The following is a 15,238-nucleotide window of genomic DNA, read 5'->3' on the forward strand; positions in this document are numbered from 1 at the left end:
TACGCCAATCACGAAGGGAGGCACCAAAATGGCTCGTAGCTTAAAAAAAGGACCATTTGTCGATGATCACTTAATGAACAAAATGGAAAAATTAGTTGCATCTGAGCAAAAACAAGTTGTTAAAACTTGGTCTCGCCGTTCAACAATCTTCCCTCAGTTCATCGGACATACAATTGCTGTATATGATGGTCGTAAACACGTACCTGTGTACATCACTGAGGATATGGTTGGCCATAAGTTAGGTGAATTCGCACCAACTCGTACGTATAAAGGTCACCTTGCTGACGATAAGAAAACTAGAAGATAATGAGAGGAGGCACTTCAATGCAAGCTAAAGCAGTAGTGAGAACAGTTCGTATTGCTCCTCGTAAGGTTCGTTTAGTAGTAGACTTAATCCGAGGTAAGCAAGTGGGTGAAGCGATTGCTATCCTTAACCACACACCAAAAACTGCTTCTCCAGTTGTAGAAAAAGTTTTAAAATCTGCAATCGCAAATGCAGAGCACAATTATGAGATGGATATTAACAACCTAGTTGTTGAAAAAGTCTTCGTTGACGAAGGTCCAACGTTGAAACGTTTCCGTCCACGTGCAATGGGTCGTGCAAGCCAAATTAACAAACGCACAAGCCACATCACAGTTGTGGTATCAGAAAAGAAGGAGGGATAATCGATGGGTCAGAAGGTTAATCCAATTGGTCTTCGTGTCGGTATTATCCGCGACTGGGAATCTCGTTGGTTCGCTGAGAAAGATTATGCTACGTTATTACATGAAGACATCAAAATCCGTGAGTACATTACTGTACGCTTAAAAGATTCTGCTGTTGCTAAAGTAGAAATCGAACGTGCAGCAAATCGTGTAAATGTTACAATTCACACTGCAAAACCTGGTATGGTAATTGGTAAAGGTGGTACTGAAGTTGAAGCACTTCGTAAAGCTCTTAACCAATTAACAGGCAAGCGTGTACACATTAACATTTTAGAAGTTAAGAGAGCTGATCTTAACGCTAAATTAGTAGGCGAAAACATTGCTCGTCAATTAGAAAACCGTGTATCATTCCGTCGTGCACAAAAGCAAGTTATTCAACGTGCTATGCGTGCAGGAGCAAAAGGTATTAAAACACAGGTTTCTGGTCGTCTTGGCGGAGCTGATATCGCTCGTGCAGAATCTTACAGTGAAGGAACTGTTCCACTTCATACACTTCGCGCTGATATTGACTATGCAGCAGTTGAAGCTGATACAACATACGGTAAATTAGGCGTAAAAGTATGGATCTACCGTGGAGAAGTCCTTCCTACAAAAAAGAAAGCTTCTGAGGAAGGAGGAAAATAATATGTTAATGCCTAAACGCGTAAAATATCGTAGAGAGCATCGTGGTAAAATGCGTGGTCGTGCAAAAGGTGGAACTGAAATCGCTTTTGGTGAATTCGGTTTACAAGCACTAGCTGCTTCATGGATTACAAACCGTCAAATCGAAGCTGCTCGTCGTGCAATGACTCGTCACATGAAACGTGGCGGTAAAGTATGGATTAAAATTTTCCCTTCTAAACCTTACACTGCAAAACCTCTAGAAGTACGTATGGGTTCCGGTAAAGGGGCACCAGAAGGCTGGGTAGCAGTAGTAAAACCTGGGAAAATTATGTTTGAAATTGCGGGTGTATCTGAAGAGGTAGCACGCGAAGCATTACGTCTTGCAGCTCACAAGTTACCTGTGAAATGTAAATTCGTAAAACGTGAAGAAAATGGTGGTGAATCTAATGAAAACTAATGATATTCGTGAATTAACCACTGCCGAAATCGAAACAAAAGTTAAAGCTTTAAAGGAAGAGTTGTTTAATCTTCGCTTCCAACTTGCTACAGGACAATTAGAGAACCCAACTCGCATCCGTGAAGTACGTAAAGCGATTGCTCGTATGAAAACTGTAGTTTGTGAAAGAGAGATCGGAATTAATCGATAAATTGAGGGGAGGTTTGCATAGTGAGCGAACGTAACCAACGCAAAGTTTATACTGGTCGTGTTGTTTCTGACAAAATGGACAAAACGATTACAGTTTTAGTTGAAACTTACAAAACTCATTCCTTATACGGAAAACGTGTTAAGTATTCTAAAAAGTATAAAGCCCATGATGAGCAAAACCAAGCGAAACTTGGCGATATCGTTAAAATCATGGAAACTCGCCCGCTTTCTGCTACTAAGCGTTTCCGTTTAGTTGAAATCGTTGAAGAAGCGGTTGTTATCTAAATAGACGAATCGGAATTTTTAGTCCGAAGGGAGGTTTCATAACATGATCCAACAAGAATCTCGTTTGAAAGTTGCTGACAACTCTGGTGCCCGCGAACTTTTAACAATTAAAGTATTAGGCGGCTCTGGTCGTAAATATGCTTATATTGGTGATATTATCGTTGCTACGGTAAAACAAGCAACACCAGGTGGCGTTGTTAAAAAAGGTGACGTTGTTAAGGCAGTAGTGGTACGTACGAAGAGCGGAGCTCGTCGTCCGGACGGTTCTTACATTAAATTTGATGAAAACGCAGCGGTTATCATCAAAGACGATAAGAGCCCACGTGGTACTCGTATCTTCGGACCAGTAGCTCGTGAATTACGTGATAGCAACTTCATGAAGATCGTTTCTTTAGCTCCAGAAGTTCTATAATTTAAGGTATTGCCTTGCTAAGGAGGTGCAGAATTAAGATGCATGTAAAAAAAGGTGATAAAGTTCAGGTAATCACTGGTAAAGACAAAGGAAAACAAGGTGTTATCCTTGTGGCTTTCCCAAAGCAAAACCGTGTTATCGTTGAGGGTGTTAACATCGTTAAAAAACACTCTAAGCCATCTCAATTAAATCCACAAGGTGGAATTATTACGAAAGAAGCACCTATTCACGTTTCTAATGTTATGGTATTAGATCCGAAAACAGGCGAACCTACTCGCGTAGGCTTCAAAGTAGAAGATGGTAAAAAAGTGCGTATTGCAAAAAAATCTGGTGAATTATTAGATAAATAATTTTCTTAAGAAAGGAGGTCACTTCATTGAATCGCCTTAAAGAGAAGTTCCAAAAGGAAATTACTCCTGCTCTAATGAGCAAGTTTAACTATAAATCTGTGATGGAAGTACCGAAAATCGAAAAGATCGTAATCAACACTGGTGTTGGTGACGCGGTATCTAACTCAAAAGCTTTAGACAATGCAGTAGAAGAATTAACTCAAATCGCAGGTCAAAAACCTGTTGTAACTCGCGCTAAAAAATCAATCGCTGGTTTCCGTCTTCGTGAAGGTATGCCAATCGGTGCGAAAGTAACTTTACGCGGTCAGCAAATGTATGAGTTCTTCGACAAATTAGTATCAGTTTCTTTACCACGTGTACGTGATTTCCGTGGTGTTTCTAAGAAATCATTTGATGGTCGTGGGAACTACACATTAGGTGTTAAAGAGCAACTAATTTTCCCTGAGATTGATTATGATAAAGTAAGTAAAGTCCGAGGTATGGACATCGTAATCGTTACTACAGCGAAAACTGATGAAGAAGCTCGTGAACTTTTAACACAATTCGGTATGCCATTCCAAAAATAATGGAAGCCAACGCTAAGTAGAGGAGGCGAAAACGTGGCTAAAAAATCTATGATCGCGAAACAAAAGCGTACTCCTAAGTTTAAAGTACAAGAGTATACACGTTGCGAACGCTGCGGTCGTCCGCATTCTGTATACCGCAAATTTAAGCTTTGCCGTATTTGTTTCCGTGAACTTGCATATAAAGGTCAAATTCCTGGTGTTAAAAAAGCTAGTTGGTAAAACCCACAAATGGGAAGGAGGTAAAACACATGGTGATGACAGATCCAATTGCAGACATGCTTACTCGCATCCGTAATGCGAATATGGTACGTCATGAGAAATTAGAGGTTCCTGCTTCTAAAATCAAAAAAGAGATCGCTGATCTTTTAAAGCGTGAAGGTTTCATTCGTGATGTAGAATACATCGGGGATAACAAACAAGGTATCCTTCGTATTTTCCTGAAATATGGTGCAAACAATGAACGTGTAATCACTGGATTAAAGCGTATCAGTAAACCTGGCTTACGCGTTTACGCAAAAGCTGATGAAGTACCTCGTGTACTTAACGGATTAGGTATCGCTCTTGTTTCTACATCTAAGGGAGTAATGACAGACAAAGATGCTCGTCAATTACAAACTGGTGGAGAAGTAGTAGCATACGTTTGGTAATATATATTTAAAACGAACGGAGGTGTGACCACATGTCTCGTATTGGTAAAAAGATTCTTGAAATCCCTGCAGGTGTTACTATTACAGTTGCAGAAGACAATACTGTAACAGTAAAAGGCCCTAAAGGTGAATTAACTCGTACTTTCAAAACTGATATGTCTATCAAAATTGAAGAAAATACACTAACAGTTGAGCGTCCATCTGAACAGAAGGAACACCGTGCATTACACGGTACAACTCGTGCTTTAATCGGAAACATGGTTGAAGGTGTAACTACAGGTTTTGCACGCGGACTTGAATTAGTCGGTGTTGGTTACCGTGCTCAAAAACAAGGTGATAAACTTGTTTTAAGCGTAGGTTATTCTCATCCAGTAGAAATGACTCCAGAAGCAGGACTTGAAGTTGAAGTACCTGTACCAACTAAAATCGTAATTAAAGGTATCGACAAGCAACGTGTTGGCGAATTTGCTGCTAACATCCGTGCTGTACGTGCTCCTGAGCCATATAAAGGTAAAGGTATTCGTTACGAAGGCGAAGTTGTTCGTCGTAAAGAAGGTAAAACTGCTAAGTAAACCCGTTAGGTGAAAGAAAGGAGTGACAAGAATGATCACTAAAGCTGCTAAAAATGCGACTCGTAAGAAAAGACATGCACGTGTACGTGCTAAACTTACTGGTACTGCAGAACGTCCACGTTTAAACGTGTACCGTTCTAACCAACATATTTACGCTCAAGTTATTGATGATGTAAATGGTGTAACATTAGTAAGTGCATCTACTCTTGATAAAGACCTTGCTCTTAACGGTACTAGCAATACTGAAGCTGCTACGAAAGTTGGAGAATCAGTTGCTAAGCGTGCTGTAGAGAAAGGCGTTAAAGAAGTAGTATTTGATCGCGGTGGTTACTTATACCATGGCCGTGTTAAAGCTCTAGCTGAAGCTGCTCGTGAGGCTGGATTACAATTTTAATGGTCAAAGGAGGGAAAATTGATGCAACGCATTGACCCAAGTAAATTAGAACTTGAAGAACGTGTAGTTACGATAAATCGTGTCGCGAAAGTTGTTAAGGGTGGTCGTCGTTTCCGCTTTGCTGCACTAGTTGTAGTTGGCGATAAAAACGGTCATGTTGGATTCGGTACTGGTAAAGCACAAGAGGTACCAGACGCAATCCGTAAAGCTATCGAAGACGCTAAGAAAAACCTAATCGCAGTACCATTAGTTGGTACAACAATTCCACATACAATCAACGGTCATTTTGGAGCTGGTGAAGTATTCTTAAAACCTGCTGCTGAGGGTACTGGTGTTATTGCTGGTGGACCTGTTCGTGCGGTACTAGAATTAGCTGGTGTACAAGATATTCTTTCGAAATCTCTTGGTACTAACACACCAATCAACATGATTCGCGCTACTGTGAACGGATTAAGCGAACTTAAGCGCGCTGAAGATGTTGCAAAATTACGCGGTAAATCTGTAGAAGAGCTACTAGGTTAAGGAGGGAAAACAAATGGCGAAAAAGTTAGAAATTACCCTCACTCGTAGTGTAATTGGTCGTCCACAAGATCAACGTGCGACGGTAGAAGCTTTAGGTCTTAAAAAGTTGAATTCAACTGTAGTTAAGGAAGAAACTCCTGCTATTCTTGGTATGATCAACAAAGTTTCTCACCTTATAACTGTAAAAGAAGCTTAAGGATAACTCATTAATATAAGGAGGTGCCTGGGAATGAAACTTCATGAATTAAAACCTGCAGAAGGTTCTCGTAAAGTACGTAACCGTGTCGGTCGTGGTATCGGTTCTGGTAACGGTAAAACTGCTGGTAGAGGTCATAAAGGACAAAACGCACGTTCTGGCGGCGGTGTTCGTCTTGGCTTCGAAGGTGGTCAAACTCCACTATTCCGTCGTTTACCAAAACGCGGCTTCACAAACATTAACCGTAAAGAGTTTACTATTGTAAACTTATCAACGTTAAATCGTTTTGAAGATGGTACAGAAGTAACACCTGAATTATTGCTGGAAACTGGCGTTATCAGCAAGTTAAACGACGGTGTTAAAATTCTTGCAAGCGGAGCAGTAGAGAAAAAATTAACTGTTAAAGCGCACAAGTTCTCTTCAAGTGCTAAAGAAGCAATTGAAGCAGCTGGCGGATCAGTTGAGGTGATCTAATGTTTCGTACAATCTCCAACTTTATGCGCGTTGCTGAGATAAGACGTAAAATATTATTCACTTTAGCGATGTTAGTCGTATTCAGGATTGGCACGTTTATCCCAGTGCCATTTACAAATGGAGACGTACTGAAAGCACAAGATCAATTAAATGCCTTAGGTATCCTAAATACATTTGGCGGTGGCGCCTTGAAGAACTTCTCCATCTTCGCGATGGGAATCATGCCGTATATTACAGCATCCATCATCGTGCAATTATTGCAGATGGATGTTGTTCCTAAATTTTCGGAATGGTCGAAGCAAGGCGAAATGGGCCGTCGTAAACTAACGCAATTCACGCGTTACTTTACAATTGTTCTTGCGTTTATTCAGGGGTTTGGTATGTCAATCGGTTTTAACGGTATGGTAGGTGGGCAATTAATTTTGAATCCAGGTTGGAGCACTTATTTATACATTGCTACGGTACTGACTGCTGGTACTGCATTTTTAATGTGGTTAGGTGAACAGATTACATCTAAAGGTGTAGGTAATGGTATTTCCATTCTTATCTTTGGTGGTATTGCCGCAGCGATCCCAAGTGTTATATCTCAAGTGTATCAACAACAGTTTCAAAATATCGGAGATCAATTGTTCATGAGTATCGTTAAAGTTGCATTGATTTTACTAGCTGTGCTAGCAGTTATTGTTGGTGTTATTTTCATTCAACAGGCTGTTAGAAAGATCCCAATTCAATACGCGAAGCGTGTAACAGGAGGGAATGGGAATCATGCTGGAGCACAAAACACTCATTTACCACTTAAGGTAAATAGTGCGGGTGTTATTCCAGTCATTTTTGCTGTTTCATTCTTAATTACGCCTCCAACTATTGCACAGTTCTTCCCGAAACATGATGTATCGCAGTGGATTATTGCAAACTTTAACTATTCTCACCCAGTGGGAATGATCATATATGTTGCGCTCATTGTAGCCTTCACATACTTCTATGCATTTGTTCAGGTTAATCCAGAGCAAATGTCAGAGAATCTAAACAAGCAAGGTGGATATGTTCCAGGTATTCGTCCGGGTAAGAATACAGAACAATATCTAACAAAAATCTTGTATCGTTTGACCTTTGTGGGATCAATTTTCCTAGCAGCGATTGCAATCTTACCAGTTATCTTTACGAAATTGGGAAATCTTCCTCCATCTGCACAGATTGGTGGAACGAGTATGTTAATCGTTGTCGGCGTTGCTTTAGAAACAATGAAGCAGCTAGAAAGCCAATTGGTAAAACGCCATTACAAAGGGTTTATCAAGCAGTGAGTAAGTGGGAAGAACTGTCTTCCCTACATGCTCATGTACTGAGGGGGAACAAGGATGAACTTGATTTTAATGGGGCTTCCTGGTGCTGGTAAAGGTACACAAGCCGAACAGATTGTTGCCAAGTATAACATCCCTCACATCTCAACAGGAGATATGTTCCGTGCAGCTATGAAGGCTGAAACTGAACTTGGTTTACAAGCAAAATCTTTTATTGATAAAGGTGCGCTTGTTCCAGATGAAGTTACAATTGGAATTGTTCGTGAACGTTTAAGCCAAGAAGACTGTATTAAAGGCTTCTTATTAGATGGTTTCCCACGAACTGTTGCACAAGCATCAGCTCTTGAAGAGATTATGAAAGATCTTGGCAAAAAAATCGACTATGTTTTAAACATTAATGTGGATTCAGGATTGTTATTAACACGCCTTACAGGCCGTCGCATTTGTAAAGAATGCGGTGCGACTTACCACTTAGAATTCAATCCGCCAGCAAAAGCTGATGTGTGCGATAAATGTGGTGGCGAATTATATCAACGCTCTGATGACAATGAAGAAACTGTAGCAAATCGTTTAGATGTAAATATTAAGCAAACAAAACCTTTGCTTGATTTCTACGAGGAGCTTGGCTACTTACAAAGCATTAATGGTGAGCAAGATATCAATAAAGTATTTGCTGATATCGATGTTCTCATCGGAGACTTAGCGTAATGATCATCTGCAAAACTCCTCGCGAGATAGAAATCATGCGAGAAGCTGGCAGGATCGTTGCTTTAACTCATCAAGAGTTGAAACAACATATTACTCCAGGAATTACAACGAAAGAGCTCGATCAAATAGCGGAAAAGACGATTCAAAAATATGGTGCTACGCCATCTTTTAAAGGATACAACGGATTTCCGGGGAGCATTTGTGCTTCTGTAAATGAAGAGCTTGTACACGGGATTCCAGGGAAGCGTAAGCTCGAAGAGGGCGATATCATCAGTATCGATATTGGTGCGAAATACAATGGGTACCATGGAGATTCTGCATGGACATATCCAGTTGGAAACATTTCTGAATCTGTTCAAAAGCTACTTGATGTCACAGAAAAATCGTTGTATCTTGGTCTAGAACAAGTAAAACCAGGCGTAAGATTATCAAATATCTCGCATGCGGTTCAAACACATGCTGAAGAGAATGGGTTCTCGATCGTTAGGGAGTATGTTGGTCACGGAATCGGGCAAGACTTACATGAGGACCCTCAAATCCCGCACTATGGTCCACCAAATAGAGGCCCTAGATTAAAGCCGGGAATGGTCATCTGTGTCGAGCCGATGGTGAATCAAGGAAGACGATATATAAAAACACTATCTGATGACTGGACAGTGGTAACGGTAGATGGTAAATGGTGTGCCCATTTTGAGCACACGATTGCTCTTACAGAAGCAGGATACGAAATCCTTACCACTTTATAAGTAGCTGGCTCTCCGGGATTTCAGAGCAGTGTAAAATGTTACTGATTTGAAGAAGGGAGAACTATTGAATGGCTAAAGATGATGTAATTGAAGTCGAAGGTACCGTTCTTGAAACGTTGCCAAATGCTATGTTCAAAGTAGAATTAGAGAATGGGCATGTCGTATTGGCTCACGTTTCTGGTAAAATCCGTATGAACTTCATTCGTATTTTACCAGGAGACAAAGTTACGGTAGAATTATCTCCGTACGATTTAAATCGTGGTCGTATTACGTACCGTTTTAAATAATATAGCACTCCGTAATCTTTAAGGAGGTTCGAGACATGAAAGTAAGACCGTCAGTTAAACCAATCTGCGAAAAATGTAAAGTTATTCGTAGACGTGGAAAAGTAATGGTTATTTGTGAAAACCCTAAACATAAACAAAAACAAGGTTAATCAGAAGGAGGTGCATTCAGAATGGCACGTATCGCAGGTGTAGATATTCCTCGTGACAAGCGCGTTGTTATTTCTTTAACTTACGTATTCGGCATTGGTCGCACAACTGCTGAAAAAATTATTACAGAAGCTGGTATTTCTTCGGAAACACGAGTTCGTGATTTATCGGAAGATGAATTAGGACGTATCCGTGATATCATCGATCGTATTAAAGTTGAGGGAGACCTTCGTCGTGAAGTATCTCTTAACATTAAACGTCTAATGGAGATCGGTTCTTACCGTGGTCTTCGTCACCGTCGTGGTTTACCAGTTCGTGGTCAAAACTCTAAAAACAATGCTCGTACACGTAAAGGTCCACGTCGTACAGTAGCAAATAAAAAGAAATAATAAGTAAAGGAGGTTGAACTAACAATGGCACGTAAAACAAACACTCGTAAAAAACGTGTGAAAAAGAATATTGAAGCTGGTATAGCTCATATTCGTTCTACTTTCAACAACACAATCGTAACACTTACAGATACTCATGGTAACGCACTTTCTTGGTCTAGTGCTGGTGCACTTGGTTTCCGTGGATCTCGTAAATCTACTCCATTCGCTGCGCAAATGGCTGCTGAAGCTGCTTCTAAAGTTGCAATGGAGCATGGTTTAAAAACTTTAGAGGTTACTGTTAAAGGTCCTGGTGCTGGTCGTGAAGCTGCAATTCGTGCTCTTCAAGCGGCAGGTCTAGAAGTAACAGCAATTAGAGATGTTACTCCAGTTCCTCATAATGGATGTCGTCCACCAAAACGTCGTCGTGTGTAATTTTTCTGTATAGAATTTTCCCTTTTGTCTATAATGGATATGATGCATTATCGAGAAATTTCGTACAGAAACATCGCTTGTTGTGCACAATCGGGAACTGCCTAAGGGGGACTTTCGGTTAAACAGAGGTTCTTCCTTTGTTTAACCGGGGTTTCGACGTTTTGAAGGAGGGTTTAGTTAATGATTGAAATCGAAAAACCGAAAATCGAAACGGTTGAACTTAACGAAGATGCTAAGTATGGCAAATTCGTGATTGAACCGCTTGAGCGTGGATATGGTACTACTTTGGGTAACTCCTTACGTCGTATTCTTTTATCCTCACTCCCTGGTGCCGCTGTAACTGCTATCCAAATCGATGGCGTTTTACACGAATTTTCAACAGTTGAGGGCGTAGTAGAAGACGTTACGACGATGATCTTAAACTTGAAAAAGTTAGCTCTTAAAATCTACTCTGAAGAAGAGAAGACGTTGGAAATCGATGTACAGGGCGAAGGTATTGTCACAGCTGCTGATATTACTCACGATAGTGATGTTGAAATCTTAAATCCAGATTTACACATTGCGACGTTAGCAAAAAATGCGCATTTCCGCATGCGTTTAACTGCAAAGCGTGGCCGTGGGTATACGCCAGCTGATGCAAATAAAAGCGAAGATCAACCAATAGGAGTAATTCCTATTGATTCTATTTATACTCCAGTATCACGTGTGACTTACCAAGTGGAAAAGACACGTGTCGGACAAGTGGCTAATTATGATAAGCTTACGCTTGATGTATGGACGGATGGAAGCATCGGGCCAAAAGAAGCTATCTCTTTAGGTGCCAAAATCTTAACTGAGCATTTAAATATCTTTGTTGGTTTAACTGACGAAGCACAAAATGCTGAGATTATGGTCGAGAAGGAAGAAGATCAAAAAGAAAAAGTTCTTGAGATGACTATCGAAGAACTAGATCTTTCTGTTCGTTCTTATAATTGCCTAAAACGTGCAGGAATTAATACTGTACAAGAGCTTGCGAACAAAACAGAAGAAGATATGATGAAAGTTCGTAACTTAGGACGTAAATCCTTAGAAGAAGTTAAACATAAACTTGAGGAATTAGGTTTAGGTTTACGTAAAGACGACTGAGGATTTAAACCCATCAACAAAGGAGGGAACTACGAATGGCATACAGAAAATTAGGCCGTACAAGTGCGCAACGTAAAGCTATGTTACGTGATTTAGCTACTGATTTAATTATCAACGAGCGCATCCAAACGACAGAAACTCGTGCAAAAGAACTTCGTTCTGTAGTGGAAAAAATGATCACTTTAGGTAAACGCGGAGATCTTCATGCTCGTCGTCAAGCAGCAGCTTTCATCCGTAATGAGGTTGCTAACGCTGAGACTGGTCAAGATGCACTTCAAAAATTATTCGCTGATGTAGCTCCACGCTATGCTGAGCGCCAAGGCGGATACACTCGTATTGCAAAAATTGGTCCACGTCGCGGAGACGCAGCACCAATGGTAATTATCGAGTTAGTATAATGATGATTAAAAGGGCAGGACAGTTCTTTTCAAGTAACTGGTCATGGCCCTTTTTTTTTAAGTATAAAAATAGGCTAACTTGACGAAAGAAAGGGTGCCTTGTATTGAAAAAAGAGAAACTTCGGACAGAAAATATATCATTTCAATATCCTGGGGCAGCCTCTTATGCATTAAAAGATGTTTCGTTTTCCTTATATGAAGGAGAATGGGTATCTGTTATTGGACAAAATGGTTCAGGGAAGTCTACACTTGCAAAATTATTGAATGGCTTATTTTTACCGGAATCAGGGGAAATTACTTTAAATGATACAATGATTTTATCAGAGGAAACAGTATGGGATGTTCGAAAGCAAATTGGCATGGTATTTCAAAATCCAGATAATCAATTTGTTGGAACGACAGTACAAGATGACGTTGTATTCGGCCTAGAGAACATCGGAATGCCAAGGGAGCAGATGATAGAAAGACTAGAACAAGCTCTGCAACTTGTCCGTATGGAAGATTTTTTAAATGAAGAACCCCATTCGTTATCTGGTGGACAAAAGCAGCGAGTCGCAATAGCAGGTGTTCTAGCACTTCAACCATCTATTTTAATACTAGATGAAGCAACTTCAATGTTAGACCCTCAGGGGAGACGTGAAGTAGTAGAAACGGTCAGACAACTTGTTGATCAAAAGGGTATTACGGTGTTATCGATTACGCACGATTTAGAAGAAGCGGCACAGTCAGACCGTATTATTATTTTGAACAAGGGAGAAATATTAGAGGAAGGTACTCCAGAGCAAATTTTCAAATCCTCTCATATGCTCCAAGAGATTGGATTAGATGTACCTTTTTCGGTGAAAATAGCAGAATTATTAAAAAGAAATGAAATTCACTTGCAAAATACGCATCTTACAATGGAAAGCTTGGTGAACGAACTTTGGAGATTACATTCCAAAAAGTAGAACATCGTTATCAATATAAAACTCCATTTGAAAGACGCGCACTTTATGATGTAGACGTGTCGTTTCCAAGTGGGGGCTATTATGCCATTATCGGTCATACTGGTTCAGGTAAGTCGACGATGATTCAACATTTAAATGGTTTATTGCAGCCGACAAATGGTACGGTTCAAATTGGTGAACATTTAATTTCAGCAGGGAAGAAAGAGAAAAAGCTTAAGCCGCTACGAAAAAAAGTAGGGGTTGTCTTTCAGTTTCCAGAACATCAACTATTTGAAGAAACAGTTGAAAAGGATATTTGTTTTGGACCGACTAATTTTGGTGTATCTGAAGAAGAGGCAAAACAAAAGGCGAAAGATGCAATCCAGCTTGTTGGATTGGACATAGAGTTATTAGCACGTTCTCCGTTTGAATTAAGCGGTGGGCAAATGAGGCGTGTTGCAATAGCAGGCGTACTAGCGATGGAACCCGAAGTGCTTGTATTAGATGAACCTACAGCAGGGCTTGATCCAAAAGGACAGCACGAGCTCATGGAGATGTTTTACAATTTGCATAAGGAACAGGGGCTTACAGTCATTCTTGTTACCCATAATATGGAGGATGCCGCTAAGTATGCAGATCAAATAGTGGTCATGCATAAAGGAACGGTCTTTTTGCAAGGAAGAGCAGAGGAAGTATTTTCATATGCTGATGAATTAGAACAAATCGGTGTGGATCTTCCAATGTCTTTAAAGTATAAACGTGCAATTGAAGAGAAGTTTGGTATTTCAATTTCGAAGGCTACCTTATCTTTAGAGGATCTTACTCATGAAGTTGTACAGGTGTTACGAAAAGGTGGTCATGAATCATGCAGCAGTTGATTATTGGGAGATATATTCCAGGTCAGTCACTCATTCATCAACTTGATCCTCGTACGAAGCTGTTGATTGTCTTTTTATATGTATTTGTTGTTTTCTTAGCAAATAATGCGATTTCATATGGATTTTTATTTTTATATGCACTCATTGCTTTATTTTTTGCAAAAGTGCCGATTCGTTATGTACTTTCGGGCTTAAAACCAATTCTGTGGATTTTTCTTTTTACATTTTTCCTGCATATTTTTACAAATAAAGAAGGGGAAGTACTATTCCAGCTTGGTTGGTTTTCGATACATGAAAAAGGATTAGAGCAAGGGATATACATTTCTATACGATTCTTCGTTATTATTTTAATGACGACATTATTAACGTTAACGACGACACCTATTGAAATTACAGATGGGTTGGAGACGTTATTAAAGCCGTTCAAGCGTATAAAAGTTCCTGTTCATGAAATCGCATTAATGATGTCAATTTCACTACGTTTTATCCCGACATTAATGGATGAAACGAGTAAAATTATGAAAGCACAAGCGTCACGTGGCATTGATTTCGCCGGGGGACCGATAAAAGATAGGATGAAAGCTATTATCTCACTACTCGTTCCATTATTTATCAGTGCTTTTAAGCGTGCAGAGGACTTAGCGATTGCGATGGAATCTCGTGGATATAAAAGTGGCGAAGGACGTACTAAATTTAGGCAACTACGCTGGAAAATAAGTGATACAGTAACAATTGTAAGCTTACTTTGTTTAGCTTGTATTTTGGCATGGGTGCGGTCGTAATGGAGAATAGAGAAATGGAAAGAATAAAATGTACAGTTGCATATGATGGCATTCATTTTTGTGGTTACCAAATTCAACCACAGCATCGGACTGTTCAACAAGAAATAGAGAAAGCATTGCAGAAGTTGCATAAAGGAGAACTTGTTCGTGTACAGGCATCAGGCAGAACGGATTCTACCGTTCACGCCAAAGGACAAGTGATACACTTTGATACACCTTTGTCTCTTGAAGAGTGGCAATGGAGTAATGCTTTAAATACAATGTTGCCGGATGATATTATTATCAGGCAGGTAGAGAAGAAAACAGAAGAATTTCATGCACGTTACGGTGTCGAGAAAAAAGAATATCGCTATCGTGTATTATTATCAAAGACTGCGGATGTATTCCGTAGAAATTACGTATATCAATATCCATATCCACTCGAAATAAACTCTATAAGAAAAGCGATTCCTTATTTTATTGGAACGCATGACTTTACTTCTTTTTGTTCGGCAAAAACTGACAAAAAAGATAAAGTACGAACAATTTATGAAATCGAATTAATTGAGCAAGACGATGAATTAATTTTTCGCTTTGTAGGTAATGGATTTTTATATAATATGGTCAGAATTATTGTTGGTACGTTACTTAGCGTAGGTCAAGGAAAGCTTGATCCGGATAGTATTCCAGAGATTTTAGCGAAACAAAATCGCCAGTTTGCTGGAAAGATGGCTCCAGGTCATGGACTTTACTTATGGCAGGTAAACTATAACAACTAATCCTGGTGTA

The 15,238-nt window shown here is 39.8% G+C and carries 29 protein-coding genes; all 29 read left to right on the forward strand.

Going from position 1 to position 15,238, the window contains the following annotated elements:
- Positions 1 to 28 precede the first annotated feature (28 nt).
- The 29 genes from rpsS (at position 29) to truA (ending at position 15,228) form a co-directional block, all read left to right on the forward strand.
- Entirely contained in the window at positions 29 to 307 is a 279-nt protein-coding gene (gene rpsS / locus QCI77_RS00690) for a 30S ribosomal protein S19 (protein ID WP_000124452.1), read from the forward strand.
- Positions 308 to 324: 17 nt separating this feature from the next.
- A complete protein-coding gene (rplV, locus tag QCI77_RS00695; RefSeq protein ID WP_002009773.1) occupies positions 325 to 666 on the forward strand; it encodes a 50S ribosomal protein L22 in 342 nt (113 codons plus the stop codon).
- Positions 667 to 669: 3 nt separating this feature from the next.
- Positions 670 to 1,329, forward strand: a complete 660-nt coding sequence (rpsC, locus tag QCI77_RS00700) for a 30S ribosomal protein S3 (protein ID WP_002009771.1) — start codon at positions 670 to 672, stop codon at positions 1,327 to 1,329.
- A gap of 1 nt (position 1,330) precedes the next feature.
- Positions 1,331 to 1,765 (forward strand): 50S ribosomal protein L16, encoded by a 435-nt coding sequence (gene rplP / locus QCI77_RS00705; RefSeq protein ID WP_002063419.1) that lies wholly within the window; start codon positions 1,331 to 1,333, stop codon positions 1,763 to 1,765.
- Positions 1,755 to 1,955, forward strand: coding sequence for a 50S ribosomal protein L29 (gene rpmC, locus QCI77_RS00710; RefSeq protein WP_002091523.1), 201 nt, complete (start codon positions 1,755 to 1,757; stop codon positions 1,953 to 1,955). The genes rplP and rpmC overlap by 11 nt, the downstream gene beginning before the upstream one ends.
- 20 nt (positions 1,956 to 1,975) lie before the next feature.
- Positions 1,976 to 2,239: a 30S ribosomal protein S17 gene (gene rpsQ / locus QCI77_RS00715; protein ID WP_002091526.1), complete on the forward strand. Its 264-nt coding sequence runs from the start codon at positions 1,976 to 1,978 to the stop codon at positions 2,237 to 2,239.
- Positions 2,240 to 2,282: 43 nt separating this feature from the next.
- Positions 2,283 to 2,651 carry a 50S ribosomal protein L14 gene (rplN, locus tag QCI77_RS00720; RefSeq protein ID WP_002063420.1) on the forward strand — a complete coding sequence of 123 codons (369 nt, stop codon included), beginning with the start codon at positions 2,283 to 2,285 and terminating at the stop codon, positions 2,649 to 2,651.
- A gap of 38 nt (positions 2,652 to 2,689) precedes the next feature.
- Positions 2,690 to 3,001, forward strand: coding sequence for a 50S ribosomal protein L24 (rplX, locus tag QCI77_RS00725; protein ID WP_000558201.1), 312 nt, complete (start codon positions 2,690 to 2,692; stop codon positions 2,999 to 3,001).
- Positions 3,002 to 3,027: 26 nt separating this feature from the next.
- Positions 3,028 to 3,567 (forward strand): 50S ribosomal protein L5, encoded by a 540-nt coding sequence (gene rplE / locus QCI77_RS00730; RefSeq protein ID WP_002091528.1) that lies wholly within the window; start codon positions 3,028 to 3,030, stop codon positions 3,565 to 3,567.
- A 33-nt stretch (positions 3,568 to 3,600) separates the two neighbouring features.
- Positions 3,601 to 3,786: a 30S ribosomal protein S14 gene (gene rpsN, locus QCI77_RS00735; protein WP_001085700.1), complete on the forward strand. Its 186-nt coding sequence runs from the start codon at positions 3,601 to 3,603 to the stop codon at positions 3,784 to 3,786.
- Between the two features lie 29 nt (positions 3,787 to 3,815).
- A complete protein-coding gene (gene rpsH, locus QCI77_RS00740) occupies positions 3,816 to 4,214 on the forward strand; it encodes a 30S ribosomal protein S8 (RefSeq protein WP_002091529.1) in 399 nt (132 codons plus the stop codon).
- Between the two features lie 32 nt (positions 4,215 to 4,246).
- Entirely contained in the window at positions 4,247 to 4,786 is a 540-nt protein-coding gene (gene rplF / locus QCI77_RS00745; protein ID WP_002063425.1) for a 50S ribosomal protein L6, read from the forward strand.
- A gap of 31 nt (positions 4,787 to 4,817) precedes the next feature.
- On the forward strand, positions 4,818 to 5,180 hold the full coding sequence (rplR, locus tag QCI77_RS00750; RefSeq protein WP_002009761.1) for a 50S ribosomal protein L18: 363 nt from the start codon (positions 4,818 to 4,820) through the stop codon (positions 5,178 to 5,180).
- Positions 5,181 to 5,201: 21 nt separating this feature from the next.
- On the forward strand, positions 5,202 to 5,702 hold the full coding sequence (rpsE, locus tag QCI77_RS00755) for a 30S ribosomal protein S5 (protein WP_002063426.1): 501 nt from the start codon (positions 5,202 to 5,204) through the stop codon (positions 5,700 to 5,702).
- Positions 5,703 to 5,715: 13 nt separating this feature from the next.
- On the forward strand, positions 5,716 to 5,898 hold the full coding sequence (gene rpmD, locus QCI77_RS00760) for a 50S ribosomal protein L30 (RefSeq protein ID WP_001085231.1): 183 nt from the start codon (positions 5,716 to 5,718) through the stop codon (positions 5,896 to 5,898).
- Between the two features lie 33 nt (positions 5,899 to 5,931).
- Positions 5,932 to 6,372: a 50S ribosomal protein L15 gene (gene rplO, locus QCI77_RS00765; protein WP_002009754.1), complete on the forward strand. Its 441-nt coding sequence runs from the start codon at positions 5,932 to 5,934 to the stop codon at positions 6,370 to 6,372.
- Positions 6,372 to 7,673, forward strand: coding sequence for a preprotein translocase subunit SecY (gene secY, locus QCI77_RS00770; protein ID WP_002091534.1), 1,302 nt, complete (start codon positions 6,372 to 6,374; stop codon positions 7,671 to 7,673). The genes rplO and secY overlap by 1 nt, the downstream gene beginning before the upstream one ends.
- Positions 7,674 to 7,727: 54 nt before the next feature.
- The gene (locus QCI77_RS00775; protein ID WP_113770694.1) at positions 7,728 to 8,378 is read left to right on the forward strand and encodes an adenylate kinase; all 651 of its coding nucleotides are present in this window, start codon (positions 7,728 to 7,730) and stop codon (positions 8,376 to 8,378) included.
- On the forward strand, positions 8,378 to 9,124 hold the full coding sequence (map, locus tag QCI77_RS00780; RefSeq protein ID WP_353824400.1) for a type I methionyl aminopeptidase: 747 nt from the start codon (positions 8,378 to 8,380) through the stop codon (positions 9,122 to 9,124). Before QCI77_RS00775 ends, map begins: the two co-directional genes overlap by 1 nt.
- A gap of 68 nt (positions 9,125 to 9,192) precedes the next feature.
- A complete protein-coding gene (infA, locus tag QCI77_RS00785; protein ID WP_001029884.1) occupies positions 9,193 to 9,411 on the forward strand; it encodes a translation initiation factor IF-1 in 219 nt (72 codons plus the stop codon).
- A 35-nt stretch (positions 9,412 to 9,446) separates the two neighbouring features.
- Positions 9,447 to 9,560, forward strand: a complete 114-nt coding sequence (rpmJ, locus tag QCI77_RS00790) for a 50S ribosomal protein L36 (protein WP_000868344.1) — start codon at positions 9,447 to 9,449, stop codon at positions 9,558 to 9,560.
- Between the two features lie 21 nt (positions 9,561 to 9,581).
- The gene (gene rpsM, locus QCI77_RS00795; protein ID WP_002063431.1) at positions 9,582 to 9,947 is read left to right on the forward strand and encodes a 30S ribosomal protein S13; all 366 of its coding nucleotides are present in this window, start codon (positions 9,582 to 9,584) and stop codon (positions 9,945 to 9,947) included.
- Between the two features lie 24 nt (positions 9,948 to 9,971).
- Positions 9,972 to 10,361, forward strand: a complete 390-nt coding sequence (gene rpsK, locus QCI77_RS00800) for a 30S ribosomal protein S11 (protein WP_002009745.1) — start codon at positions 9,972 to 9,974, stop codon at positions 10,359 to 10,361.
- A 180-nt stretch (positions 10,362 to 10,541) separates the two neighbouring features.
- Positions 10,542 to 11,486 (forward strand): DNA-directed RNA polymerase subunit alpha, encoded by a 945-nt coding sequence (locus tag QCI77_RS00805; RefSeq protein WP_002009743.1) that lies wholly within the window; start codon positions 10,542 to 10,544, stop codon positions 11,484 to 11,486.
- 35 nt (positions 11,487 to 11,521) lie between these two features.
- Positions 11,522 to 11,884 (forward strand): 50S ribosomal protein L17, encoded by a 363-nt coding sequence (rplQ, locus tag QCI77_RS00810; RefSeq protein WP_000331490.1) that lies wholly within the window; start codon positions 11,522 to 11,524, stop codon positions 11,882 to 11,884.
- A 104-nt stretch (positions 11,885 to 11,988) separates the two neighbouring features.
- Positions 11,989 to 12,831, forward strand: a complete 843-nt coding sequence (locus QCI77_RS00815) for an energy-coupling factor ABC transporter ATP-binding protein (protein ID WP_353824401.1) — start codon at positions 11,989 to 11,991, stop codon at positions 12,829 to 12,831.
- The gene (locus QCI77_RS00820; RefSeq protein ID WP_002124690.1) at positions 12,807 to 13,688 is read left to right on the forward strand and encodes an energy-coupling factor ABC transporter ATP-binding protein; all 882 of its coding nucleotides are present in this window, start codon (positions 12,807 to 12,809) and stop codon (positions 13,686 to 13,688) included. Before QCI77_RS00815 ends, QCI77_RS00820 begins: the two co-directional genes overlap by 25 nt.
- Positions 13,676 to 14,470 (forward strand): energy-coupling factor transporter transmembrane component T family protein, encoded by a 795-nt coding sequence (locus QCI77_RS00825; RefSeq protein ID WP_002124692.1) that lies wholly within the window; start codon positions 13,676 to 13,678, stop codon positions 14,468 to 14,470. The genes QCI77_RS00820 and QCI77_RS00825 overlap by 13 nt, the downstream gene beginning before the upstream one ends.
- Positions 14,471 to 14,484: 14 nt before the next feature.
- Complete coding sequence (gene truA, locus QCI77_RS00830; protein WP_002124694.1) at positions 14,485 to 15,228, forward strand: tRNA pseudouridine(38-40) synthase TruA; 744 nt, start codon at positions 14,485 to 14,487, stop codon at positions 15,226 to 15,228.
- Positions 15,229 to 15,238 lie beyond the last annotated feature (10 nt).

The organism is Bacillus cereus group sp. MG9 (assembly GCF_040459995.1).
Taxonomy (GTDB): Bacteria; Bacillota; Bacilli; order Bacillales; family Bacillaceae_G; genus Bacillus_A; species Bacillus_A mycoides.